Origin of the sequence: Streptomyces sp. NPDC087263 (assembly GCF_044744645.1) — a bacterium.
Taxonomy (GTDB): Bacteria; Actinomycetota; Actinomycetes; order Streptomycetales; family Streptomycetaceae; genus Streptomyces.
On sequence record NZ_JBIUYT010000013.1, the window covers coordinates 254,497 to 278,908 of the forward strand.

Below are 24,412 nucleotides of genomic sequence, written 5' to 3' on the forward strand. Positions count from 1 at the left end.
CGCTGAATCGTGGACAACCTGATTGCGCTGCTCGTAGCGGCGCCTCTGCTCGGAGCGGCCGTACTGCTGTGCGGCGGGCGGCGGCTGGACGCCGTCGGCCACTGGATCGGTACCGCCCTCGCGGCCTCCTCCTTCGTGATCGGCGCGATCCTCTTCGCCGACATGCTGGGCAAGGACGCCGAGCACCGGGCCATCGGCCAGCACCTGTTCAGCTGGATCCCGGTCGAGGGCTTCCAGGCGGACGTCGCCTTCCAGCTGGACCAGCTGTCGATGACGTTCGTCCTGCTGATCACCGGCGTCGGCTCGCTGATCCACCTGTACTCGATCGGGTACATGGAGCACGACGAGCGGCGCCGCCGCTTCTTCGGCTATCTGAACCTGTTCCTCGCGGCGATGCTGCTGCTCGTCCTCGCCGACAACTACCTGCTGCTGTACGTCGGCTGGGAGGGCGTCGGCCTCGCCTCGTACCTGCTGATCGGCTTCTGGCAGCACAAGCCCAGCGCCGCCACCGCCGCGAAGAAGGCCTTCCTGGTCAACCGCGTCGGCGACATGGGCCTGTCGATCGCCATCATGCTGATGTTCACGACCTTCGGGACCTTCGCCTTCGGACCGCTGCTCGGCACCCATGAGGAGCCGGGACTCGTCGGCGACGCCACCGAAGGCAAGCTCACGGCCGTCGCGCTGATGCTGCTGCTCGCGGCCTGCGGCAAGTCCGCCCAGGTGCCCCTGCAGTCCTGGCTCGGCGACGCGATGGAGGGCCCGACCCCGGTCTCGGCCCTCATCCACGCCGCGACGATGGTGACCGCGGGCGTGTACCTGATCGTCCGCTCCGGCGCGATCTTCAACGCGGCGCCGGACGCGCAGCTGGTCGTCACGGTGGTCGGCGCCGTCACGCTCCTCTTCGGTGCGATCGTCGGTTGCGCGAAGGACGACATCAAGAAGGCCCTCGCCGGGTCGACGATGTCGCAGATCGGCTACATGGTGCTGGCCGCAGGGCTCGGCCCCATTGGCTACGTCTTCGCGATCATGCACCTGGTGACGCACGGCTTCTTCAAGGCCGGGCTCTTCCTCGGCGCCGGTTCGGTCATGCACGGCATGAACGAAGAGGTCGACATGAGGAAGTACGGCGGCCTGCGGAAGTACATGCCGGTCACCTTCGTCACCTTCGGCCTCGGCTACCTGGCCATCATCGGCTTCCCCGGCCTGTCCGGCTTCTTCTCCAAGGACAAGATCATCGAGGCGGCCTTCGCCAAGGGCGGCACCGAGGGCTGGATCCTCGGCGGCGCGGCCCTGCTGGGCGCGGCCATCACGGCGTTCTACATGACGCGCGTGATGCTGATGACGTTCTTCGGAGAGAAGCGCTGGCAGCCGGACGCCGAGGGCCATGAGCCGCACCCGCACGAGTCGCCCAAGTCGATGACGATCCCGATGATCGTGCTCGCCTTCGGATCGGTCTTCGCGGGCGGCTTCTTCAGCATCGGCGACAGGTTCCTGCACTGGCTGGAGCCGATCACCGGACACGACCACGGCGACGCGCCGATCAGCGCCACGACGGTCACCCTGGCCACCATGGTGGTGCTCGTCATCGGCGTCGGAATCGCGTACGCCCAGTACGGGCGCCGTCCCGTACCGGCCGTCGCCCCGCGCGGTTCGCTGCTCACCCGCGCGGCCCGGCGCGACCTGCTCCAGGACGACTTCAACCACGTCGTGCTGGTGCGCGGCGGGGAGCACCTCACCCGCTCCCTGGTGTACGTCGACCACACCCTGGTCGACGGCGTCGTCAACGGCACGGCGGCCTCGATGGGCGGCCTCTCCGGCCGTCTCCGCAAGCTGCAGAACGGGTACGCGCGGTCGTACGCGGTCTCGATGTTCGGCGGTGCGGCGATTCTCATCGCCGCGACCCTGCTGATGAGGGCGGTCTGATACCGATGTCGTTTCCTCTGCTGACAGCGACGGCGGCGCTCCCGGCCCTCGGGGCGATCGCCACGGCCGCCGTGCCGGCCGCGCGACGAGTCGCCGCCAAGTGGCTGGCGCTGCTCGTCTCGCTGGCCACGCTGGTGCTGGCGATCGTGGTCCTGGTCCGTTTCGATCCCGACGGCGGTCGTTACCAGCTCACCGAATCCCACGCCTGGATCGCGGACTTCGGGGTGCGGTACGAACTGGGCGTGGACGGCATCGGCGTGGCGCTCGTCGCACTGACCGCACTGCTGATCCCGTTCATCATCCTGGCCGGCTGGCACGACGCCGACCCGCACGAGACGGGCAACACACGCTGGCGGCCGACGCAGGGCTTCTTCGCCCTGATCCTGGCCGTCGAGGCGATGGTGATCATCTCCTTCGAGGCCACCGACGTCTTCCTCTTCTACATCTTCTTCGAAGCCATGCTCATCCCGATGTACTTCCTCATCGGCGGCTTCGGGGACAAGGCCCACGAGCACGGCGACGAAGTGGCGGCCACCCAACGGTCGTACGCCGCCGTGAAGTTCCTCCTCTACAACCTGGTCGGCGGCCTGATCATGCTGGCCGCCGTAATCGGTCTCTATGTAGTGGCCGGAAACTTCTCGCTCCAGGAGATCGCCGAGGCTCGGGCCAACGGCTCGTTCGAGATGGCGACCAACACGGAGCGATGGCTCTTCCTGGGCTTCTTCTTCGCGTTCGCGGTGAAGGCGCCGCTGTGGCCGCTGCACACCTGGCTGCCCAACGCTATGGGGGAGGCCACGGCCCCGGTCGCGGTACTCATCACGGCGGTGGTCGACAAGGTCGGCACCTTCGCGATGCTCCGCTACTGCCTCCAGCTCTTCCCTGAGGCCTCGAAGTGGGCGACGCCCGTCATCCTCGTACTGGCCCTCATCAGCATCATCTACGGGGCCCTGCTCGCGGTCGGCCAGCGGGACATCAAGCGGCTGGTGGCGTACGCGTCGATCTCGCACTTCGGGTTCATCATCCTGGGCATCTTCGCGATGACCAGCCAGGGCCAGTCGGGCGCGACGCTCTACATGGTCAACCACGGGATCTCGACCGCCGCCCTGATGCTGGTGGCGGGCTTCCTGATCTCGCGGCGCGGTTCGCGTCTGATCGCCGACTACGGAGGGGTGCAGAAAGTCGCCCCGGTGCTCGCGGGCACCTTCCTGATCGGCGGTCTGGCGACTCTCTCGCTCCCCGGGCTCGCGCCCTTCGTGAGTGAATTCCTGGTCCTGGTCGGCGTGTTCACGCGCTATCCGGCCGTCGGCATCATCGCCACCTTCGGCATCGTCCTCGCCGCGCTGTACACGCTCGTCCTCTACCAGCGGACGATGACCGGCCCGGTGAAGCCACAGGTGGCGGCGTTGCCTGACCTCAGGGTGCGTGAACTTCTGGTCGTCACCCCGCTGATCGCCCTGCTGATCTTCCTGGGCGTCTACCCGAAGCCGCTCACCGACATCGTCAACCCGGCGGTCAAGCAGACCATGTCAGACGTCCATAAAACGGACCCCCAGCCCGAGGTGGAGGCGGCCAAGTGAGCGCAACAGCCGTCCACAGCCTGTGGACAACCGCAGCCGACCCGATCTCGAAGATCGACGCGCCGAAGATCGAATACGCGCAATTGTCGCCTATCTTGATCGTCATCGGGGCGGCGATCGTCGGAGTGTTGATCGAGGCGTTCGTCCCGCGCAAGTCCCGTTACTACGTCCAGGTGTTCGTGTCCGCCGTCGCACTCGCCGCCGCGTTCGCCGCGGTCGTGGCACTCGCGGCGGGCGGATACGGCACCACGAAGGCGCACATCGCGGCCATGGGCGCGATCGCCGTCGACGGGCCCGCACTGTTCCTCCAGGGCACGATCCTCCTCGCCGGACTGCTCGGCGTGTTCACCTTCGCCGAGCGGCGGCTCGATCCGGAGGCGCACGGCAACCGGGTCGACTCGTTCGCCGCGCAGGCCGCGTCCGTACCCGGCAGCGACAGCGAAAAGGCCGCGGTGAAGGCCGGGTTCACCACCACCGAGGTGTTCCCGCTCCTGCTCTTCGCGGTCGGCGGCATGCTGATCTTCCCGGCGGCCAACGACCTGCTGACGCTGTTCGTCGCGCTGGAGGTCTTCTCGCTCCCGCTGTACCTCCTGTGCGCCGTGGCCCGCCGCAAGCGGCTCCTGTCACAGGAAGCGGCGGTCAAGTACTTCCTGCTCGGCGCCTTCGCCTCCGCGTTCACCCTCTTCGGCATCGCCCTGCTGTACGGCTACGCGGGCTCGGTGTCGTACGCCACCATCTCGCAGGTCGTCGACGGCACCATCCAGAACGTCGACCCGGCGCTCGCCGACACCATGGGCAACGACGCGCTGCTGCTCATCGGCGTCGCGATGGTCGTCATGGGCCTGCTCTTCAAGGTCGGCGCGGTGCCGTTCCACATGTGGACCCCGGACGTCTACCAGGGCGCGCCGACACCGGTCACCGGCTTCATGGCGGCCGCGACGAAGGTCGCGGCCTTCGGGGCACTGCTGCGCCTGCTGTACGTCGTCCTGCCCGGCCTGCGCTGGGACTGGCGGCCGGTCATGATGGCCGTCGCGATCGTCACCATGCTGGGCGGGGCGATCGTCGCGATCACGCAGACCGACATCAAGCGGCTGCTGGCGTACTCGTCCATCGCGCACGCTGGCTTCATCCTCGCGGGTGTCATCGCGACCTCGCCCGACGGTGTCTCGTCCGTGCTCTTCTATCTCGGCGCGTACTCGTTCGTCACGATCGGCGCCTTCGCGGTCGTGACGCTCGTACGCGATGCCGGTGGCGAGGCGACGCACCTGTCCAAGTGGGCGGGGCTCGGGCGCAGGTCTCCGCTGGTGGCGGCCGTGTTCGCGGTCTTCCTGCTGGCCTTCGCGGGCATCCCGCTGACCTCCGGGTTCGCCGGGAAGTTCGCCGTGTTCAAGGCGGCGGCGGAGGGCGGCGCGGGCGCGCTGGTCGTGGTCGGTGTGATCTCGTCGGCGATCGCGGCGTTCTTCTACATCCGCGTGATCGTGCTCATGTTCTTCAGCGAGCCACGGCCGGACGGCCCGACGGTCGCCGTGCCGTCGCCGCTGACCATGACGGCGATCGGGGTGGGTGTGGCGGTCACGCTGGTGCTGGGCGTGGCGCCGCAGTACTTCCTGGACCTGGCGGGTCAGGCCGGGGTGTTCGTGCGCTGAGCCGGGCCGGCCTGAGCCGGCCCGGGTACGGATCGGGGCCCGCTCCCTTCGGGGAGCGGGCCCCGATCCGTTTTCCGGGGGTGTCTCACTTCAGGACTTCAGGGGCACTTCACCGTCGGGTTCCACGGCTCGAACAGGCCGGTGGGGTTGGGCTTGTAGATCCAGGCGTGGAGGTAGATCCAGGCGTGGAGTGTGTAGAAGCCTGGGATCACGGTGTTGTCCAGGTCCTTCCCGAACAGCGTCGGCGCCTCGGTCTGGCCGGTGTCCGTGACGGTCCACTCCACCGCGACCAGCTTGGGCTTCCCGTATGCCCCGGTCTCGTACATGAGGGTCGCGGGCGTGGCGGGGTCGAGCGCCGGGGTTTTCGTCGGCGGCGTGGGCCGGGGCGGTGGCCAGGGACAGGGCGGCGGCCAGGGCGAGGGTGCAGGCGGCCTTGAGGGGGGACAGGTGGGGGCGGCCCTTTGGGGAGAGGGGTGATGAGGGGGATGGGGCGATGAGAGGGGTGGGGAGGGTGGCGGTGGGAGTGAGGGCGCCCTTGGGCGGAGCGGGCCTCGCATCAGCGAAATGTTCCGGCTTGTCCCGTGGCTGCCATGCGGCGAACCCATTGGGCTGAGGAGGGCGGGGCGGTCCGAGGGGCAGCCTGTGGATAACTCCGAGGCTGTCGGTGCGGAGGCCTAAGGTGGCTGTCGTGGGCGAAGTAGGACGGACGGGGGACGGGCGATGGGTGGGACAGGTGTGATGACCGAAGCGGGTGCGACGGAGACGCTGGGTGAGAGCGAGGCGCTGGCCACGCTCCACCGGGTCTTCGGGTACGGCGCCTTCCGCGGCGAGCAGGAAGCGATCATCGAGCATGTGGTGACGGGTGGTGACTCCGTTGTCCTGATGCCGACCGGCGGCGGCAAGTCGCTCTGCTACCAGATCCCGGCCCTGGTCAGACCGGGTACGGGAGTTGTGGTCTCCCCGCTCATCGCGCTGATGCAGGACCAGGTGGACGCGCTGCGGGCGCTGGGCGTGCGGGCCGGCTTCATGAACTCGACGCAGGACTTCGACGAGCGGCGGACGGTCGAGGCGGAGTTCCTCGCGGGGGAGCTCGACCTGATCTACCTGGCCCCGGAGCGGCTGCGTCTGGACACGACGCTGAATCTGCTGTCACGCGGGAAGATCTCGGTCTTCGCGATCGACGAGGCGCACTGCGTGGCCCAGTGGGGCCATGACTTCCGCCCCGACTATCTGGCGCTTTCCGTGCTGGGCGAGCGCTGGCCGGACGTGCCGCGGATCGCGCTGACCGCCACGGCCACGCGCGCCACGCACAAGGAGATCACTCAGCGCCTGGGCATGCCGGATGCCCGGCACTTCGAAGCGAGCTTCGACCGCCCCAACATCCAGTACCGGATAGTGCCGAAGGCCGACCCCAGGAAGCAGCTGCTGTCCTTCCTGCGGGAGGAGCACGCCGACGACGCGGGCATCGTGTACTGCCTCTCGCGCAAGTCGGTGGACACGACGGCCGAGTTCCTTTCCCGCAACGGCATCGAGGCCGTGCCGTACCACGCGGGCCTCGACGCGGGCACCCGCGCGCGCCACCAGTCGAGGTTCCTGCGCGAAGAGGGCCTCGTCGTGGTCGCCACCATTGCCTTCGGCATGGGCATCGACAAGCCGGACGTACGGTTCGTCGCCCACCTCGACCTGCCGAAGTCGGTCGAGGGCTACTACCAGGAGACGGGCCGCGCGGGGCGCGACGGACTGCCGTCCACGGCCTGGATGGCGTACGGGCTTCAGGACGTGGTCCAGCAGCGCAAAATGATCCAGGGCTCGGAGGGCGACGAGGCGTTCCGTCGCCGGGCGACCGCCCACCTGGAATCGATGCTGGCTCTGTGCGAGACGGCCGAGTGCCGGCGCTCACAGCTCCTGGCCTACTTCGGCCAGGACCCGCACACCCCCGCGTGCGGCAACTGCGACACGTGCCTGACGCCGCCCGAGACCTGGGACGGCACGGTCGCCGCGCAGAAGCTGCTGTCCACGGTGGTGCGGTTGCAGCGCGAGCGTGGGCAGAAGTTCGGTGCGGTCCAGATCGTCGACATCCTGCTCGGGCGCCGGACCGCCAAGGTGATCCAGTTCGACCACGACCAGCTGTCCGTGTTCGGCATCGGCGAGGATCTCTCCGAGAACGAATGGCGGGGCGTCGTACGGCAGTTGCTGGCGCAGGGGCTGCTTGCCGTCGAGGGCGAGTACGGGACGCTGGTGCTGACCGAGGCGAGTGGGACGGTGCTGCGGCGCGAGCGAGAGGTGCCGTTGCGGAAGGAGCCGCCGAAGCCGGTGGGTGCTCGTTCGTCCTCCTCTCGCGGCGAGAAGAAGGCCAAGGCCGCCGTGGCCGAGCTGGCACCGGAGCTGGTCCCCGCCTTCGAGGCGCTGCGGGCCTGGCGCGCCGAGCAGGCTCGGGAGCAGGGCGTTCCGGCGTACGTCATCTTCCATGACGCGACGCTGCGGGAGATCGTCACGGTGTGGCCCAAGTCGGTGGCGGAGTTGGGCACGATCAGTGGTGTGGGTGAGAAGAAGCTGGTGACGTGGGGGGAGGGGGTGTTGGGGGTGCTTGGGGCACTTGGGGACGCTTCCGGTGCCTCCGGTGCCTCCGGTGCCTCCGGTGCTTCCAGTGCTTCCGGGGGCGGGGGAGCTGCGGCTCCGGCAGTTGGTGAGGCTCCGGATCCGGACTGGCCGGAGATGGGGGAGGAGCCGGAGCCGGAGCCGGAGGACTGGGGGTAGCTCTCCGGGGTGAGGTCTGCCACCGGGCGGGGTGCTGGTCTCGGCGGGGGCGGTGGGCCGGCGGGGCGGTGACGCGGTGGGGCGGCGGTCGTGGGTGGGTCGGGGCCGTGCCGGTACGTCCCGCTCGTCGCCGCCGGATCAGACGTTGGTCAGGAGGCGTGGCGTCCGGTGACGCGAACGTACGCGACGAGCATTTGGACGTACCGGCACGGCCCCTTCCGTGGTTTGGCGACTGCGGCTCCGGATCTGGCTTCGGCTCCGGATCTGGCTCTGGCCGCGACTGCGACTGCGGCTGCGGGTGCGGCTCCGGTTGTGGCTTCGGATCTGGCTGCGGCTGCGGCTGCGGCTGCGGGTACGGCTCCGGCTGTGGTGCGGCTGTGGGTGCGGCTCCGGGTGCGTGAGGGTGTCGGTCTCTGCCGGGGTGGGGGAAGACGCTCAGGAGGTCGGTTTGATGCGTCCCGTTACCTCTCCCAGGCCCACGCGTGTTCCGCCAGGCCCCGGGGCCCACGCTGTCAGCGTTACCTCGTCGCCGTCCTCCAGGAAGGTGCGCTTGCCGGTGGGGAGGTCGAGGGTGTCTCGGCCGTTCCAGGTGAGTTCCAGGAGGGAGCCGCGCTCGGAGTCGGAGGGGCCGCTCACCGTTCCGGAGCCGTAGAGGTCGCCTGTGCGGAGGGAGGCGCCGTTGATCGTCATGTGGGCCAGTTGTTGGGCGGCCGTCCAGTACATGGTGGAGAAGGGGGGCTCGGAGACGATGTGGCCGTTGATGGCGACGGAGATGCGGAGGTCGTAGCCGCCGGGTTCGTCGTCGGAGTCGTCCAGGTAGGGGAGGACGGGGTGTGTGCGTGAGGGGGGTGCGACCCGGGCGTCGGTCAGGGCGTCCAGCGGGGTGATCCACGCGGACACCGAGGTGGCGAATGACTTGCCCAGGAAGGGGCCGAGGGGGACGTACTCCCAGGCCTGGATGTCGCGCGCCGACCAGTCGTTGAGGAGGCAGAGGCCGAAGACGTGGTCGCGGAAGGCGGAGAGGGGGACGGGGGTGCCCATGGCCGAGGGGGCGCCGACCACGAAGCCGACCTCCGCCTCGATGTCCAGGCGGATGGAGGGGCCGAAGACGGGGGCCGCGTCCGTGGGTGCCTTGCGCTGGCCCGACGGGCGTACCACGTCCGTTCCTGACACCACGACCGTGCCGGACCTGCCGTGATAGCCGATGGGCAGGTGCTTCCAGTTGGGGGTGAGGGAGTCGGCCGCGTCGGGACGGAAGATCTGGCCCACGTTCCGGGCGTGGTTCTCGGAGGCGTAGAAGTCGACGTAGTCCGCGACCTCGAAGGGGAGGTGCAGGGTCACCTCGGAGAGGGGGTGGAGGTGGGGTTCGAGCGTCTCGCGGTGAGCCGGGACCGTCACCCACGCGGTCAGGGCGCGGCGGACGTCGGACCAGGCGGTGCGGCCCGCTGAGAGGAGGGGGTTCAGGGTCGGTCGGGCGAGCAGTTCCGCGTACGGGGAGCCGAGTGCCCGGGCTGCCGCGCCCGCGTCGAGTACGTGGTCGCCGAGGCGGACTCCGACGGTTCGACCGGTCGGGGCGGCCGGGTCGTTCGGGTCGTTCGGGGTGCGGGCGTTCAAGGAGAACACCCCGTACGGCAGGTTGTGGGGGCCGAAGGGATCGCCTTCGGGGACGTCGAAGGAGGGCATCGGGTGCTGCCTCGCTCTCGTGGCTTGCGGGCGTACTCGCCATGCGGGACGTGCGTTCTGCTTGGTCGCGGAACACGTTACGGGGGGTGAACTTGGTGGGGCCGCGACTGGAGGGTTCGTAATGCCCTATAAGTCTCGTTCGGCTGTGTCGAGTTGCGCTGCCCACTGCGATCCGGAGGGCGGCCGACTGGACTTCGTGCCGTTCGTGGCGCTTGTCACCCCCGTGCGGTGAACGGCGTTGCTGACGGGATACCGGACGTCGTCCGGTTCACGCCGGGCCGATGTGTCGTTCGATCCGTATTCTTCGGATCATGGCCGCTCCGACTGCATATTCACTTATCGCCACCGACCTGGACGGAACGCTGCTGCGCGGCGACGACACGCTCTCCGAACGGTCGCGGGCCGCGTTGGCGAAGGCCACGGCCAAGGGTGCTCGGCATCTGGTGGTGACGGGTCGGCCCGCGCCGAGAGTGCGGCCGCTGCTCGACGAACTCGGCAGCCAGGGGCTGGCGGTGTGCGGGCAGGGGGCACAGTTGTACGACGCGGGGGCGGACCGTCTGCTGTGGTCGGTGGCCCTGGACAGGGAGCTGGCCGAGACGGCGCTCGGCAAGATCGAGGCGGAGGTCGGGCAGGTCTACGCGGCCGTGGACCAGGACGGGGTGGACGGGCTCACGCTCATCGAGCCGGGGTATGTGATGCCGCATCCGACGCTCCCGGCGGTGCGGGTGCAGCGGCGTGACGACCTGTGGGCGGAACCGATCAGCAAGGTGTTGCTCCGTCACCCCTACCTGTCCGACGACGAGTTGGCGATGACGGCGCGTGCGGTGGCCGGTTCGCTGGCGACCGTCACCATGTCGGGGCCGGGGACGGTCGAACTCCAGCCATGCGGCGTGACCAAGGCGACGGGTCTGGCCCTCGCCGCCCGTCACCTCGGCCTCACCTCCTCCGCCACCATCGCTTTCGGCGACATGCCCAACGACATCCCGATGTTCGACTGGGCCGCGCGGGGCGTGGCCATGGCCAATGCCCACCCGGAGCTGAAGGCGATGGCGGACGAGGTGACGCTGTCGAACGAGGAGGACGGGATCGCGGTGGTGTTGGAGCGGCTCTTCGGCTAGCGGCCCTGGGTGTTCGGCTCGGATGCCCGCCCGGTTGTCGGTGCGTCTGCCCTTGGCGGGTGCCTGTGCCCGGTTGTCGGTACGGCTGCCCGGGTGCCTGTGCCCGGTGGTCGGTACAGCTGCCGGGTGCCCGTGCCCGTGCCCGGGTGTCGCTACGGCTGCCCGGTTGGCGGGCGGTTGTCGGTACGGCTGCTCAGTCGGCGGTGTGTCTGCCCCGGGCGCCCGCTTGCCCGGGGCAGACACCACCCACAGTCATACGTCCGAACTGCCCCGTCAGTAGGCCCCGTTGACGTTGTCGATCGAGCCGTACTTCGCCGCGGCGTAGTTGCAGGCCGCCGTGATGTTCGCGACCGGGTCGTAGGGGTCCATCGACGTGCCGGCCACGTGGTAGGCGGCGAAGGTCGGGTCGATGACCTGGAGAAGGCCCTTGGAGGGGGTGCCCGCGGCGGCGTTGGAGTCCCAGTTGTTGATGGCGGCGGGGTTGCCCGCGGACTCGCGGATGATGTTGCGGTAGATGCCGTCGTAGGTGCCCGGAATCCCGGACTGGGCCATGACGGCCAGGGATTCCTTGATCCAGCCGTCGAGATCGTTGCTGTAGGTCGCGGGAACCGCCGCGGACTTGGTGGTCGAAGCGGTCGACTCCGCGGACTTCGTGGACGTCTGGGTGGTTTTCGTCGTGCCCACGGTCAGAGTGGTGCCCGGGCGAAGCAGCGCCGGGTCGGAGCCGATGACCGCGGCGTTGGCCTTGTAGAGCGCCTGCCAGCCGGCGTCCTTGGTGTGCTCCCGCGCGATCTTGGACAGGGTGTCGCCCGAGACGACCTTGTACGTGACGAGCTTGACGTCGGGGACGGCGGCCGGAGCGGCCTTCGTCGCGGCGGTTGCCTGAGCCGGAACGCTGGTCGCGGTGGCGGCGTGCGCGCCGGTCGCGCTCACCAGGGGGAGTGCGAGCGCGGCTCCGCCCGTTCCGGCGGCGACCATGCCGCGGGTGAGGTTGCTGGTCCTGGGGCGGCGGTGCTTGCCTCGTGCGGGCATGACGAAATTCCTCTCCGGCGCCTGCGAGGTGAGCTGTCGGGTTCGGGCGGGAGCTGCCCGGCCGCATGGGTGGGTGCGGCTTCACCCCTAGCCGTTCCGGTGTCCGGATCGGCGGCTTACCTGGGTCCCCCGCTCCTGCCGTGAGCGTGTGGATGGGTGGGGTTCCAGGCGGCGGCAGGATTCGGCGTTCCACCTGGATCGACGTGAACGTATGCGAGAGCACATGTCTGGAACAAGGCCCGATTTGACGCCGTAGATCGCTTTCGCCTGCACACACAACAGGGTGAATCGCCCGATTGTGTCCGGAATATGAAACTCAACTTGCCTTTCGCGAATGGGCAATTGTGAGGCATTCCGAGACGGACCGAGACGTCGATCTTGTGTGGACGTGACTCATTTCACGCGACCAAGCATGAACAAAGCGGCACCGCAGGCAATCAAGGTGCAATACGGGCAACCCGCGAGGGCTGCCGACCGCAGCGCTACCCCACCGTCCGCGGGATCCTCTTCTCCCACGTCCGGTGGAAAACCACCTCGTCCCCGTCCCGGCAGATCACCTCGTTCGAGGTGATGAAGTCATCGCCGTCGCAGGTGATTTCGGAGCGGGTCTCTACCCTCGCGTCCCATGCCGACTCCGGGCGGTGCAGCCGGATCGACCACGTCGAGCGCGTGCGGGCCGACAGCGGATCCGACTCGTTGATCGTGTACGTCTCCAGCGCGTCCTCCGTGAATTCGAGACCGTCGGGATAGACGCGGGTGCCGCCGTAGTGGGGGTCGACTTCGAGGCGCCACTCGCCCTTGGCCACATCGCGCACGACGAGGCGTTCGGGGCGGGGTTCGTCCAGAGTCGCCGGCACGACCACTCCCAGGGGTGCGGACTCCTCCGGCTCCTCGAAGGCGATCGGGAACGTCGACTGCCTTGCCCGTACGGGGAGTTCGAGTGCGCTGCCCGCAGGGTCCAGGGTGAAGCCCGCCTCCGAGCCCGGCTGGGGCCAGATCCAGGGCCAGTACGCGGAGGAGACCGCGAGCCGGATCCGGTGACCGGGCGGGAACGAGTAACCGATGCCGTTCAGCTCGAAGACCACGTCCTCCGTGGAGCCCGGCTTCCAGGGAACCGCCCGGTCACGGCCATGGCGCGCCGACAGGTTCAGTACGCCTCGGGTGACGAGGGTGGAGGAGCCGTCGGGGGCCATGTCGCAGAGCCGGGCGATCACTTGGCCGCGTTCAGCCTCCGACGTCAGTCGCAATCGCACCTTCGGGCGGCCCAACACCCATGTCTCCTCCGGGACTTCGAACTCGAAGTACGCCGACCGTCCGTCCTCCTCCCGCTGGTCCGGCGGCAGATCCGCGTCGTTCCCGAAGGGGAAGAAGCGGCCCGCGTCGACACCCGTGTGCTGCGGCGAGCGGACCAGTACCGGTGCGCCCCGGAGGCCGTACGAGATGGGTGTCACGGAGGGGGACGGCCAGACCTCGTCGCCCACCCAGCGGCCCGGCAAGGTGTCGTACACCGTTGCCGGAGGGTGCGCGTCCATGACGTACGAGCGCAGGAGCGGCTCGGACATCACTCCTGTGTTCCCGTCCATCACTCCGCTGTCCCCGTCGCGCAGCCAGTGGTCCCACCAGCGCAGGGTCTCCTGGAGGAAGCCGATCGCGGGGCCCGGCGGCAGGCCCCGGTCGGGGTACTGGTGCGACCAGGGGCCGATCAGGCCTCGTACGCGATCCGGTGGCAGGTTCTCGACCAGCCGCAACACCGTGTCGCGGTACGGGTCGTGCCAGCCGCCCACCGCGAGGACGGCGGCCTGGATGGCGCCGTAGTCCTCGCAGACGCTGCCGTGCTTCCAGTACGCGTCCCGGGTCTGGTGGGACAGCCAGGTGTGGAGGTACGGCTCCACCGCCGCCAGGCGTTTCACCCACAGGTCGTGCCACATCACCTCGCCGACGTGCACCGGGTCCGGCGGGCGGGCGACGAAGGCGAGCATGGTGGCCGCCCAGGCGTGCATGTCGACGGCGAGGACGGAACCGCCCATGTAGTGCACGTCGTTGTCGTAGCGGTCGTCCGTCGAGCAGACCGTGACGACCGCTTTGAGCGGCTCGGGTGCGAGGGCCGCGATCTGGAGGGAGTTGAAGCCTCCCCAGGAGATCCCGAACATGCCGACCTTGCCCGAGCACCAGGGCTGGGACGCAAGCCAGTTGACCACCTCCACGCCGTCGGCCAGCTCCACCTCCGAGTACTCGTCCGTCGGCATGCCCTCCGAGTTGCCGTGGCCGCGGACGTCCACGCGGACGGAGGCGTAGCCGTGACCGGCGTACCAGGGATGGCGCTGCCAGTCGCGCGGCGCCGTCCAGTCCGTGAGGCGGTAGGGGAGGTATTCGAGGAGCGCCGGTACGGGCTCGTCGGTCAGGGGGCGCCAGATGCGGGCGTACAGACGCGTGCCGTCCGGGAGGGGGATGAGGACGTCCTCGTGAGCGGACTCGTAGGGGAAGGACGTACGGATGTGCATGCGTGATCCCGGTGGTTTCAGTGGACGGGGTGCATCGTGCGGCGCAGCCAGGGTGCGAGTGCCATCACGGCGAGGCCCGCGGCCACCGCGATCGCGCCGTTGACGCCGAAGTAGGCCGGCTTGGAGACGTCGTCGTAGAGCTTCACGGTCTGGGCCTGGATGCCGTTGGCGAGCGCGAGGGACAGGAACCAGAGGGACATCGTCTGGCTGGAGAAGGCGACGGGGGCGAGCTTGGTGGTGGCGGACATGCCGGACGTTTCGAGGAGGATGTCGCCGAGGCCGAGCAGCAGGTACGAGCCGACGATCCACCAGGCCGACATCAGGTAGTCGTCGCTGCTGTGGCCGCTGGTCGGCAGCACGATCAGCAGGAAGGACAGGCCGCCGAGTACGACCCCGATCGCGATCTTGTTGGAGGCGTGCGGCTGCTTGCGGCCCATCCGGACCCACAGCGCGGCGACCACGGGCGCGAGGGCGACCTCGAAGGCGCCGAGCGCGGAGGCGTACCAGCCGGCCGGGAAGTCGTAGCCGAGGATCCTGCTCTCGGCGTTCGACGCGGCGAGCAGCATCATCGTCGAGTACGCCTGGAAGAGGATGAAGTTGAAGACGGTCGAGGCGAGGAAGAGGACGACGTACGGGCGCAGGTGGCCGCGTTCGGCGTCCGTCACGCGCGGGCTCCTGAACATCACCGCGAAGTAGACGACCGGCGCGATCACCGAGATGAGGGTGAGCAGGTCGACGAAGCGGTCCATCGTCAGATAGCCGGCCAGGGCAAGGAGGGTCGCGAGTGCGGCCGCCGCGAGGAGGCCGAGGACGATCAGCAGCACCGTGCGGCGCATCGCGTCGGGAGCGAGGGCGAATTCCGCCGCGTGCTTGCGTCCGGCCAGGTGACGGCGGCCGGCGACGTACTGGATCAGGCCGAACGTCATGCCGACCGCCGCCGCCGAGAAACCCCAGTGCCAGCCCCGGTGGTCGCCGAGCCAGGCGGTGACGAGCGGGCCCGCGAAGGCGCCGATGTTGATCGACATGTAGTAGAGGGCGAACCCGGCGTCACGGCGCTCGTCCTCGGTGCGGTAGAGCTTGCCGACCATGGTGGCGACGTTGGGTTTGAGCAGGCCGGTGCCCGCGCTGATCAGGCCCAGGCCGACCCAGGTCATGGTGCCCGTCGGGACCGCCATGGAGTAGTGGCCGCAGGCGATCAGGATGCCGCCCCACAGGACCGCGCGGTACGAGCCGAGCATCCGGTCGGCGAGCCAGCCACCGGCGACCGAGACCAGATAGACGAGCGTTCCGTACGCCGCCGACACCGAGGCGGCCGTGCCCGACGACATGCCCAGGCCGCCGTGGGCCACGGTGTCGGCGAAGTAGAGGACGAGGATCGCCTGCATGCCCAGGAACGAGAAGCGCTCCCAGACCTCCAGGCCGGAGAGGGTGAGCAGGCCCCTGGGCTGGCCGAAGAAGGCGTGGTCGTCTCCGGGAGGCGGCGGCGGCTCGCTGCCTGGCTCGGATTCGACGGTGCTTCGGGACACGGCGGCCGGTCTCCTCACGGGGCGCTGACGGGGCAGAGGGGAGTATGGCAAGTCGTCGGATATCGGACCGTATTAATTGATCAAGAACATACCGCTCGTGATGTCCTGCCGCCGGACGTGGAGATGTCCCGCCGCCGGACGTGGAGCGGCCTCCCGTTCGGGTGGAGGTTCCGTTTCTTTGCGGCCGTGGACTGTCCGTCCCGCCCGGGGGAACTCGTGAGGGAAGTCGGCGATGGGGACGGTGGGCGCTCGTGGTGATCGAAACGTGACCGGATACGCTGACTTGAGTGATGGCAGCGACACATCGACAAACCGCGTCACCGACCGAATGATCGACCGAGTTCGCCATGTGATCGTCAGCAGACAGGAGAACCTCTCGTGACCGTCGTCGGGCCGTTCGGGCTGAGCGTGCGGGACCAGGCTCTCGAAGCCGATGTCCAGGCCGGATTGGCGGCTGTCGAGGAGGGTTTGCTCGAAGCCACCAAGAGCGAGGTTCCGTTCATCACGGAGGCCGCCCAGCACCTGGTGCGGGCCGGCGGCAAACGTTTCCGGCCACTGCTCGTGACGCTCGCCGCGCAGTTCGGAGATCCCTACGCGCCGGGTGTCGTGCCCTCGGCCGTGGTCGTCGAGCTGACGCATCTCGCCACGCTGTACCACGACGACGTGATGGACGAGGCGGACGTACGGCGCGGAGTGCCCAGCGCGAACACCCGCTGGGGCAACTCGGTGGCCGTCCTCACCGGCGACTTCCTCTTCGCGCGCGCCTCGTACATCCTGGCGGACCTCGGTCCCGACGCCGTCCGGATCCAGGCCGAGGCGTTCGAACGGCTGGTCACCGGGCAGATCCTGGAGACCGCGGGTCCGCGCGACGGCCGTGACCCGGTCGACCACTATCTCGATGTGCTCAGCGGCAAGACCGGTTCCCTGGTCGCCGTCGCCTGCCGGTTCGGCGCGATGATGTCGGGGGCCGACGAGGCTGTCGTGGATGTGCTGACGCAGTACGGGGAGCGGCTGGGCGTCGCCTTCCAGCTCGCGGACGACGTCTTGGACATCGCGTCCGACTCGCGCGAGTCGGGCAAGACGCCGGGGACGGATCTCCGTGAGGGGATTCCCACGATGCCGGTGCTGCGCCTGCGGGAGCGGGTGGCCCGGCTCGGTCTCGCCGAGGACATCGCGCTGTGCGAGCTGCTGGACTCCGACATGACGGACGACGCCCGGCACGCCGAGGCGCTGGCCCGACTGCGGGCCCACCCGGCTCTTGAGCAGGCCCGGCGGGACACCGTGCAGTACGCGGAGGACGCGCGGGCCGCGCTGGCTCCGCTGCCGGAGTGCGACGCGAAGGCGGCGCTGGTGGAGCTGTGCGACGCGGTGGTGCACCGGGCGGGGTGACTCGAACCCCGGTCGACTTCACCAAGCTGCCGGCCACGAGCAAGACCAGAGCTAGGCCAAAGGCAAGGCCAAGAGCAAGAGCACAAGAGCAAGGTCAGGTGGTGGTGCCTCCTCCAACCCCTACGGGTTGCGGGAGGCACCTCCGCGTGACGTCATACCGCAGGAGTACGCGGAGTTGCGTCCGGGGTCTGACGCATCTCTCCCGTCGATTTGGTCAGATGGTGAACACCACTCCTCACCGGTTCGGGTGAGAATGGCGGCTAAGAGTGGACCAGTGCAGTAGGACGAGCCGCCGCCGACGACGGAGGTAAGGCACACATGGCACCGTACGAATCCGACCACAGCACGAACGCCGACGAGGCCGAGGCCGATGACGTGCGCACCGGCCGGCGGAAGGCGGCGCGCTACGTCGTCCCGGTCGCGGTGATGGGGATGGCGGCGGCGACCATCGGGCTCGTCCCGGCGCTTGCCGACTCCGGTGACCCCGATCTGCCCAAGATCAGCGCCCAGCAGCTCATCGAGAAGATCGCCAAGTCGGACGTCGAGCAGCTGTCCGGCACCGTCAAGATCAGCACCGATCTGGGGCTGCCCGACCTCGGTGGCCTGGAGAGCAGCTTCGCTTCCGGGGCCGTACAGGGCGGTGGCAGTGGCGGTTCGTCCGCCGACCCGTCATCCAAGCTCCTGGAGCTGGCCACCGGCACGCACACGCTGCGCGTCGCGGCCGACGGCCCGGACAAGTCCAAGGTCTCCCTGCTGGACAGCGCCGCCGAGTACAGCCTCATCCACAACGGCACGGACGTGTGGGGGTACGACAGCAAGTCGAACGAGGTCTACCACTCGACCGCGCCCAAGTCCGGGACGGAAAAGGGTCAGGAAGACGTCCCGGCCACTCCCCAGGAGCTGGCCGACGAGGCCCTCAAGGCCGTCGACGACACCACCTCCGTGACCGTCGACGGCACCGCGCAGGTCGCGGGCCGTGACGCGTACAAGCTGCTCATCAAGCCGAAGCAGTCCGGCTCCACGGTCGGCGCGATCACCATCGCGGTGGACTCGAAGACGGGGCTGCCGCTGAAGTTCACGCTGACCCCGGCGAGCGGCGGCGCGGCCGTCGTGGACGCCGGCTTCACCAAGGTCGACTTCTCCAAGCCGGCCGCGTCGACCTTCGACTTCACCCCGCCCAAGGGTGCGAAGGTCACCGAGGGCGACGACGTGAAGGCGCCGGAGTCCTCGCAGAAGTCCGGCGAGGACCTGGGCGCGGGACTCGGCGGACTCGAAGGTCTCAAGACGATCGGCGAGGGCTGGAACTCCATCGCCGAGTTCGACACCGGTGGCGAGGGCGTACCGTCCGGCTCCTCCGGCAACAGCAACGTCGACGGGTTCCTGAACTCCCTCGGCGACCAGGTCACCGGCAAGTTCGGCTCGGGCACGGTCTTCTCGACCCGCCTGGTCAACGCGCTGATCACGGACGACGGCAAGGTGTACGCCGGTGCCGTCACCAAGGACGCGCTGGTCAAGGCGGCCGACGCGGCCCAGTAGAACTCGTATGGACAGGCCGGATCACAGGACGAGTCACAGGCCAGATCACAGGCCGAATCACAGGCCAGATCACAGGCCGAATCACAGGCCAGATCACAGGACGAGTCACAGGTCGGATCACAGGACGAATTGAGGAGTCCATGGTGGAGCTGTCCGCCGCGGAGCCCGACCCGGTGGGCGACACGGGAGGGGCGGTGAGCGCGGTCGCGGCGCCAACGGCTGAGGTGAACTCGGCTGAGGACACTGACACCGTGATCGTCACCCGCGCGCTCACCAAGCGCTTCCGCGGTGGACAGCTCGCCGTCGACGGCCTGGACCTGACCGTCCCGGCGGGCAGCGTCTTCGGCTTCCTCGGTCCGAACGGCTCGGGCAAGACCACCACCATCCGCATGCTGATGGGCCTGATCCAGCCGACCTCGGGCACGGCGCGTGTCCTGGGGCAGCCCATGCCCCGGGCCACCCGCGCCGTGCTCCCGCAGGTGGGCGCCCTCATCGAGGGCCCCGCGCTGTACGGCTTCCTCTCCGGCCGCGACAACCTCCTCCGGTACGACGCAGCCGACCCGACCGCCGACCCGCGCACCCGGCGTACACGCGTCGCGGCCGCCCTCGACCGGGTCGGGCTCGCCGCCGCCGCGGGCAAGAAGGCGAAGGCGTACTCGCTCGGTATGAAGCAACGGCTCGGGCTCGCGGCGGCGCTGCTCCAGCCCCGCCGGCTGCTCGTCCTGGACGAGCCGACCAACGGCCTCGATCCGCAGGGAATGCGCGAAATCCGTTCCCTGGTAAGGGAGTTGGCCTCGGACGGCACCACCGTCTTCCTCTCCTCACACCTGCTCGACGAGATCGAGCAGGTGTGCACGCACGCGGCCGTGATGGCGCAGGGCCGGCTCATCACCCAGGGCGCGGTGGCCGATCTGGCGGCGGGTGCGCGCGGGCGTCTCGTCGTGACGACTCCCGATCCCGCGGACGCGGCGCGCGTACTGAAGGAACAAGGCGTCGGGGATCTCGTCGTGACGGACACCGGGGTGACCGCCGAGCCCCCGGACCGCGAACTCGCCGAGCTGAACGCCGCGTTGGTCGCGGCGGGCGTCCGGGTCCGCGGTTTCGGGGTCGAACGCGCCTCGCTGGAGGACGCGTTCGTGGCGCTGACAGGGGAGGGCTTCGATGTCGCGGGCTGAGGTCATGTCCGAGACGCAAGTGATGCGTGCGCCCAGCCCGCTGTGGACGTTCGGGCTGTTCCGCAGCGAGCTGGTCACCACCTTCCGGCGGTGGCGGACCATCGCGCTGCTCGGCGTGCTCGCGGCGGTGCCGGTCCTCATCGGTATCGCCATCAGGATCGAGACGAGCGACGGATCCGGGGGCGGCCCGGGCGGCGGTGGTGGCGAAGGACCCGCGTTCATCTCGCAGATCACCAACAACGGCCTGTTCCTGGTGTTCACGGCGCTGGCCGTGACGCTCCCCTTCTTCCTGCCGATGGCGATCGGCGTCATCGCGGGCGACGCGATCGCGGGCGAGGCGAACGCGGGAACCCTGCGCTACCTCCTGGTCGCGCCCGCCGGCCGCACCCGCCTCCTCCTCGTCAAGTACGCGACCACCATGACGTTCTGCCTGGTCGCGACCCTCGTCGTGGCGGCCTCGGCGCTCGCGGTGGGCGCGGTGCTGTTCCCCCTGGGCGAGCTGACGACCATCTCCGGGACCCGGATCAGCTTCGCGGAGGGACTCGGCAGGGCCCTGCTCATCGCGCTGGTCGTCGCCGCGTCACTGATCGGTGTCGCGGCGCTCGGCCTGTTCATCTCGACGCTGACGAGCAGCGGTATCGCGGCGATGGCGACGACCGTCGGGCTCGTCATCACCGTCCAGATCCTCGACCAGATCCCCCAGCTCCATGCGCTCCAGCCGTACTTCTTCTCCCACTACTGGCTGTCCTTCGCCGACCTCATGCGCGACCCGGTGTACTGGGACGACCTGGTCCACAACCTCGGCCTACAGGCTCTGTACGCGGCGGTGTTCGGGTCGGCGGCGTGGGCGCGCTTCACGACGAAGGACATCACGGCCTGAGTCGCGGGGACCTGGTGCTCAGCTGTCGTAGGGGAAGCGGGCGAGCGTCGGCTGCTGCGCGAAGAAGGTCTTCGCGCGGGTCAGGGCCTCGCTGTCGTTGAGTACGTCACCGGGCTTGCTGCCGTTGCCGAGCAGGACCCCGCCGAAGCGCATCCCCATGTACGCGGCCGAGTGGTTGAGGGTGCCGATGAGCGGGTCGGCGACCTCCTGTTCCTCGTGCGCCAGCGCGGTGACACCCCAGAAGGTGCGCCCCGCCATCGTGGCCTTGAAGTCGACGCCGGGGGTGCGCAGCCAGCCCGACCAGTAGTCGAGGTAGCGCTTGGTGGACGCGGAGACCGAGTACCAGTACAGGGGCGAGACGATGACGATGTCCGTCGCGGCGAGCGTCGCGTCGAAGAGCAGGCCCGTGCTGCCCTCGGTCGGGCGGACATGGTCACTGTCGTGGCGCAGGTCCTCGAAGTCCGGCAGCGGATGCTCGGCGAGGCTCAGCCACCGCTGCTCGGCCTCCGCGGGCAGCTGCTCGGCGGCCTTGCGGGCCAGCAGTTCGGTGTTGCCGTCGGAGCGGCTGCTGCCGAGCAGGAACAGGAAACGGCGGCTCATGGGTCCCCCTAGGGTGCGTGCGGCGAAGGGTGGTCGCCGCGACTACATGCGTGGACAATATATGCGTACGCATTTAGTTGTCCACTGGATTGCCGTTTCGCAACCCCGGCCGGGATCGGCGTGAGGTGGGAGGCGAGGATGTGCACGAGGGTGATCGGCACCGGGGTCGTCTCCGCCCCGGGACCGTCGGCGTTGACGCACCGTGGTCCGCGGGACCAGGGTGGACCGATGGGCACCTGCGCGGACATCTTTTTCGGCGCCGTCCTCCCTGTCCACCCTTTCTCCCCCGATCACCCCGAGTGAGGGCACGATGTCTCGACTCAGCCGCGAACAGAAGCGGGAACTCAAGCGGCGGCGCGCTGAGGAGGGTGCCGACTCCGGGGAGTACTCCGGGGAGTACCTGGACCCCGCGGTGACGCCGGTGGAGGTGCGGGTGCCCGCGGAGGGCGCCGCTCCGGGCGGTGGCGTGGCCTCGGTCGGCGGCGTGCCGGTCTTCGCCGCCCCCGGCCAGACCGTCCAGGCCGCCGTCCTCGACCACCTCCACCGCCTCGCCCTCACCACCGGCCGGCCCGTACTCGCCGCGATCCACGACGAACGCACCGGCTTCGTCGTACCGATTCAGGTGTACGTGGACGGGTCGAGCGCGTACGTGGGGGAGCCGCGTCGATTCCAGCCGCACCCGCAGGCGGAGTCGTACTCGGCCTCGGACTCGCAGCCGGAGTCGTACCCGGACCCGCGGTCCCAGTCGTACCAGGACCCGAACCGACAGCCGCAGTCCCAGTCGTACCAGGACGGGCAGTCGCAGCCGCAGTCCCAGTCGTACCCGGACCGGCAGCCGCACTCGCCCCCGCCTGAGCCCGCGGCCGGGCAGGTGCGACAACCGCCGATGCCGCCACCGTCGTCACCACCGCCGGTTCCGTCCATGCAACCGGGCGGGACGCCCCCGGTGCCCCCTGCCCCGCCGGTGGACCCGGTATGGCCCGCGGCGCCCACCGACCCCGCGCCGAGCGTCCTCCCGCCGTCGGCCTTCGCTCTGCGGACGCTGCCGGAACCGAAGGGGGAGACACCGCCCGGCGTCGCGGGGCCCCCGACGGGCGAGTTCGGCCCGCCGCCCGACCTGGCCCCCGTGCGGAAGGCCGCCAGGTCCCCGATCGCCCTGAACCTGGATCTGGTACCGGAGTCCGAACCGGAGCCGAAGCCCGCCCCCGTGCGGGGCTTCGACGCGGTCGCCGAAGCGGTACTGGCGCCGGTGCCGGAAGGAGCGGGTGAGGCGGCCTTCCTGTCGGAACGTGTGACGCGGATCAACGAGGCCGTGCAGGAGGGCAGGATCGAAGAGGCCGCGGGCATGGCGGAGCGCGCTGTCGCGGAGGCGGCGCAGACGCTGGGCCCGGAGCACCCGGAGGCGCTGCGGGTGCGCGAACTGACCGCGTACATCGCCTACTTGGGTGGCGACGCGCCCCGGTCCTTCCGGCTGTCGCTCGACCTGGCCAGGGTCCACCGCAGGCACCGGGACCCGGACGCCGCGTACGGCAACGTTCAGAGCGCGGCCACGGCCTGGCGCGCCGTCCGCGACCCCTCACAGGGTCTGGACCTCGGACGCGACCTGATCGGCGTGTGGACCGAACTCACGGCCGACGGCGGCCCGGCCGCCGACGACATCGAACAACTCGAAAAGACCCGCACCCGCATGGGCCGTCTGACCGAACGCGCCCGCGGCCACTCCGACTAGGACGCGTCTGCGACATGATCGGCCGGACAGGTCCTAGCCCTGCGCTCGGAGCCCGCACACCCGGAGCCCGCACACCCGTGGCCGGTGACCGCACGTTCGAGACGCTCGAGAGGTTCAAGACGTTCAAGACGTTCGGGCAGAGACATGGCACCGACCACGGGGCAGGACTACGACCGGACCCCGCGAAGGGCCCGTCACGGCACGACTGTGGATAACTACAGGGGGACTACGGCGGAGCTAGAAGGACAACTCCCACACCGCATAGGCCAGAGCGTCCCCGTTCCGGTCCAGCGCCGTGTCGTTGATGTTCGACGCCGTGTCGCAGGACGCGTGGTAGCAGCGGTCGAAGGCCAGGCCGGCCGTGCCGCCCCACTTGGCGGCCTGGGCTGTTGTCTTGATGTAGTCCGCGCCGCTGAACAGACCGCCGACCGGGATGCCCGCGGTGTCGAACGGCGCGTGGTCGGAGCGGCCGTCGCCCTCGGTCTCGATCTCCGTCGCTATGCCGATCCCGGCGAAGTAGGTCTGGAAGGTCTTCTCGATGGTGGGATCGTCGTCGTAGACGAAGTACCCCGGGTTCGGTGAGCCGATCATGTCGAAGTTCAGATAGCCGCTGATCCGCGACCGGTCGCCGGTGGCAAGGCTGTTGACGTAGTAACGCGAGCCGACCATGCCCAGTTCCTCCGCGCCCCACCAGGCGAACCGCAGATGCTTTGTGGGCTGGTACTGCGCCCGCGAGACGGCGAGCGCGGTCTCCAGCACGGCCGCCGAACCCGACCCGTTGTCATTGATGCCGGGCCCCGCCGTCACGCTGTCGAGGTGGGACCCGGCCATGACGACCTGGCCGGTGTCGCCGCCGGGCCAGTCGGCGATCAGGTTGTACCCGGTACGGCCACCGGACGTGAACTGCTGGACGGTCGTGGTGAATCCGGCCGCGTCCAGCTTGGCCTTGACGTAGTCGAGCGAGGCCTTGTAGCCGGTGCGGCCGTGCGCGCGGTTGCCGCCGTTGGCGGTCGCGATGGACTGCAGCTGTGTGAGATGGGCCTTGATGTTGGCCACGGGGAGATCAGGCGCGGCGGCCACACGTGCGGGCGCCGCGCCGGCTATCGAGCCGGTGGTGAGGAGCGTGACAACGGCGACGACAGCAGCCGCAGTGGCACGCCCGGTAGCGGAGAGCTTCATGTGGGGGGCTCCGAATTCCGCGGGAATCACAGGGATTCCACAGTGAATGGGGTGCCTGGATGGTGAAGCTGTGACTGACTTTCCGTCAAGGGCGCTATTTGGTCAGGGGAGTTCGCATATCGGGGAGGGGGCGTGTCCGCGGCTACGGTGAACGGGGGAGA

17 protein-coding genes and 1 riboswitch are annotated in these 24,412 nt (G+C 69.3%); of the genes, 10 read left to right on the forward strand and 7 right to left on the reverse strand.

Annotated elements, in window-relative coordinates; all coding sequences use genetic code 11:
- Nucleotides 1-9 precede the first annotated feature (9 nt).
- The 3 genes from nuoL to nuoN are packed head-to-tail and all read left to right on the forward strand — an operon-like array spanning nt 10 to nt 5,146.
- Nucleotides 10-1,923 (forward strand): NADH-quinone oxidoreductase subunit L, encoded by a 1,914-nt coding sequence (nuoL, locus tag ACIPC1_RS35300; RefSeq protein ID WP_365439088.1) that lies wholly within the window; start codon nt 10-12, stop codon nt 1,921-1,923.
- A gap of 5 nt (nt 1,924-1,928) precedes the next feature.
- Nucleotides 1,929-3,500, forward strand: a complete 1,572-nt coding sequence (locus tag ACIPC1_RS35305; RefSeq protein ID WP_402524658.1) for an NADH-quinone oxidoreductase subunit M — start codon at nt 1,929-1,931, stop codon at nt 3,498-3,500.
- Nucleotides 3,497-5,146 (forward strand): NADH-quinone oxidoreductase subunit NuoN, encoded by a 1,650-nt coding sequence (nuoN, locus tag ACIPC1_RS35310; RefSeq protein WP_402524661.1) that lies wholly within the window; start codon nt 3,497-3,499, stop codon nt 5,144-5,146. The genes ACIPC1_RS35305 and nuoN overlap by 4 nt, the downstream gene beginning before the upstream one ends.
- A gap of 98 nt (nt 5,147-5,244) precedes the next feature.
- Here the strand turns inward: nuoN and ACIPC1_RS35315 are convergent, their stop codons facing one another.
- Nucleotides 5,245-5,472, reverse strand: a complete 228-nt coding sequence (locus ACIPC1_RS35315) for a hypothetical protein (protein ID WP_402524663.1) — start codon at nt 5,470-5,472, stop codon at nt 5,245-5,247.
- A 394-nt stretch (nt 5,473-5,866) separates the two neighbouring features.
- Here ACIPC1_RS35315 and recQ point away from each other — a divergent pair, with 394 nt between their 5' ends.
- On the forward strand, nt 5,867-7,903 hold the full coding sequence (recQ, locus tag ACIPC1_RS35320) for a DNA helicase RecQ (RefSeq protein ID WP_402524666.1): 2,037 nt from the start codon (nt 5,867-5,869) through the stop codon (nt 7,901-7,903).
- A gap of 435 nt (nt 7,904-8,338) precedes the next feature.
- Here recQ and fahA read toward each other — a convergent pair whose 3' ends face one another.
- Nucleotides 8,339-9,586 (reverse strand): fumarylacetoacetase, encoded by a 1,248-nt coding sequence (gene fahA, locus ACIPC1_RS35325; RefSeq protein ID WP_402524668.1) that lies wholly within the window; start codon nt 9,584-9,586, stop codon nt 8,339-8,341.
- Between the two features lie 311 nt (nt 9,587-9,897).
- Between fahA and ACIPC1_RS35330 the strand changes: the two genes are divergently transcribed.
- On the forward strand, nt 9,898-10,704 hold the full coding sequence (locus tag ACIPC1_RS35330) for an HAD family hydrolase (protein WP_402524670.1): 807 nt from the start codon (nt 9,898-9,900) through the stop codon (nt 10,702-10,704).
- 273 nt (nt 10,705-10,977) lie between these two features.
- Here ACIPC1_RS35330 and ACIPC1_RS35335 read toward each other — a convergent pair whose 3' ends face one another.
- The 3 genes from ACIPC1_RS35335 to ACIPC1_RS35345 form a co-directional block, all read right to left on the reverse strand.
- Nucleotides 10,978-11,736 (reverse strand): LysM peptidoglycan-binding domain-containing protein, encoded by a 759-nt coding sequence (locus ACIPC1_RS35335; RefSeq protein WP_402524672.1) that lies wholly within the window; start codon nt 11,734-11,736, stop codon nt 10,978-10,980.
- A 3-nt stretch (nt 11,737-11,739) separates the two neighbouring features.
- Nucleotides 11,740-11,933: riboswitch (cyclic di-AMP (ydaO/yuaA leader) on the reverse strand.
- 285 nt (nt 11,934-12,218) lie between these two features.
- A complete protein-coding gene (locus tag ACIPC1_RS35340) occupies nt 12,219-14,237 on the reverse strand; it encodes a CocE/NonD family hydrolase (protein ID WP_402524674.1) in 2,019 nt (672 codons plus the stop codon).
- Nucleotides 14,238-14,254: 17 nt separating this feature from the next.
- Complete coding sequence (locus ACIPC1_RS35345; RefSeq protein WP_402524677.1) at nt 14,255-15,763, reverse strand: peptide MFS transporter; 1,509 nt, start codon at nt 15,761-15,763, stop codon at nt 14,255-14,257.
- A gap of 378 nt (nt 15,764-16,141) precedes the next feature.
- Between ACIPC1_RS35345 and ACIPC1_RS35350 the strand changes: the two genes are divergently transcribed.
- From ACIPC1_RS35350 to ACIPC1_RS35365, 4 genes are all read left to right on the forward strand, one after another.
- Nucleotides 16,142-17,152 (forward strand): polyprenyl synthetase family protein, encoded by a 1,011-nt coding sequence (locus ACIPC1_RS35350; protein WP_384374182.1) that lies wholly within the window; start codon nt 16,142-16,144, stop codon nt 17,150-17,152.
- Between the two features lie 318 nt (nt 17,153-17,470).
- Nucleotides 17,471-18,688 carry an outer membrane lipoprotein carrier protein LolA gene (locus tag ACIPC1_RS35355; RefSeq protein ID WP_402524680.1) on the forward strand — a complete coding sequence of 406 codons (1,218 nt, stop codon included), beginning with the start codon at nt 17,471-17,473 and terminating at the stop codon, nt 18,686-18,688.
- A gap of 140 nt (nt 18,689-18,828) precedes the next feature.
- Nucleotides 18,829-19,863 (forward strand): ABC transporter ATP-binding protein, encoded by a 1,035-nt coding sequence (locus ACIPC1_RS35360; RefSeq protein ID WP_402524683.1) that lies wholly within the window; start codon nt 18,829-18,831, stop codon nt 19,861-19,863.
- Nucleotides 19,850-20,743 carry an ABC transporter permease gene (locus ACIPC1_RS35365; protein WP_402524686.1) on the forward strand — a complete coding sequence of 298 codons (894 nt, stop codon included), beginning with the start codon at nt 19,850-19,852 and terminating at the stop codon, nt 20,741-20,743. Before ACIPC1_RS35360 ends, ACIPC1_RS35365 begins: the two co-directional genes overlap by 14 nt.
- Nucleotides 20,744-20,761: 18 nt before the next feature.
- Here ACIPC1_RS35365 and ACIPC1_RS35370 read toward each other — a convergent pair whose 3' ends face one another.
- A complete protein-coding gene (locus ACIPC1_RS35370; protein WP_402524688.1) occupies nt 20,762-21,343 on the reverse strand; it encodes a flavodoxin family protein in 582 nt (193 codons plus the stop codon).
- Between the two features lie 310 nt (nt 21,344-21,653).
- Between ACIPC1_RS35370 and ACIPC1_RS35375 the strand changes: the two genes are divergently transcribed.
- Nucleotides 21,654-23,072, forward strand: a complete 1,419-nt coding sequence (locus tag ACIPC1_RS35375) for a tetratricopeptide repeat protein (protein ID WP_402524690.1) — start codon at nt 21,654-21,656, stop codon at nt 23,070-23,072.
- Between the two features lie 237 nt (nt 23,073-23,309).
- On the opposite strand, the gene ACIPC1_RS35380 is transcribed toward ACIPC1_RS35375, so the two are convergent.
- The gene (locus tag ACIPC1_RS35380; RefSeq protein WP_402524692.1) at nt 23,310-24,251 is read right to left on the reverse strand and encodes a M28 family metallopeptidase; all 942 of its coding nucleotides are present in this window, start codon (nt 24,249-24,251) and stop codon (nt 23,310-23,312) included.
- Nucleotides 24,252-24,412 lie beyond the last annotated feature (161 nt).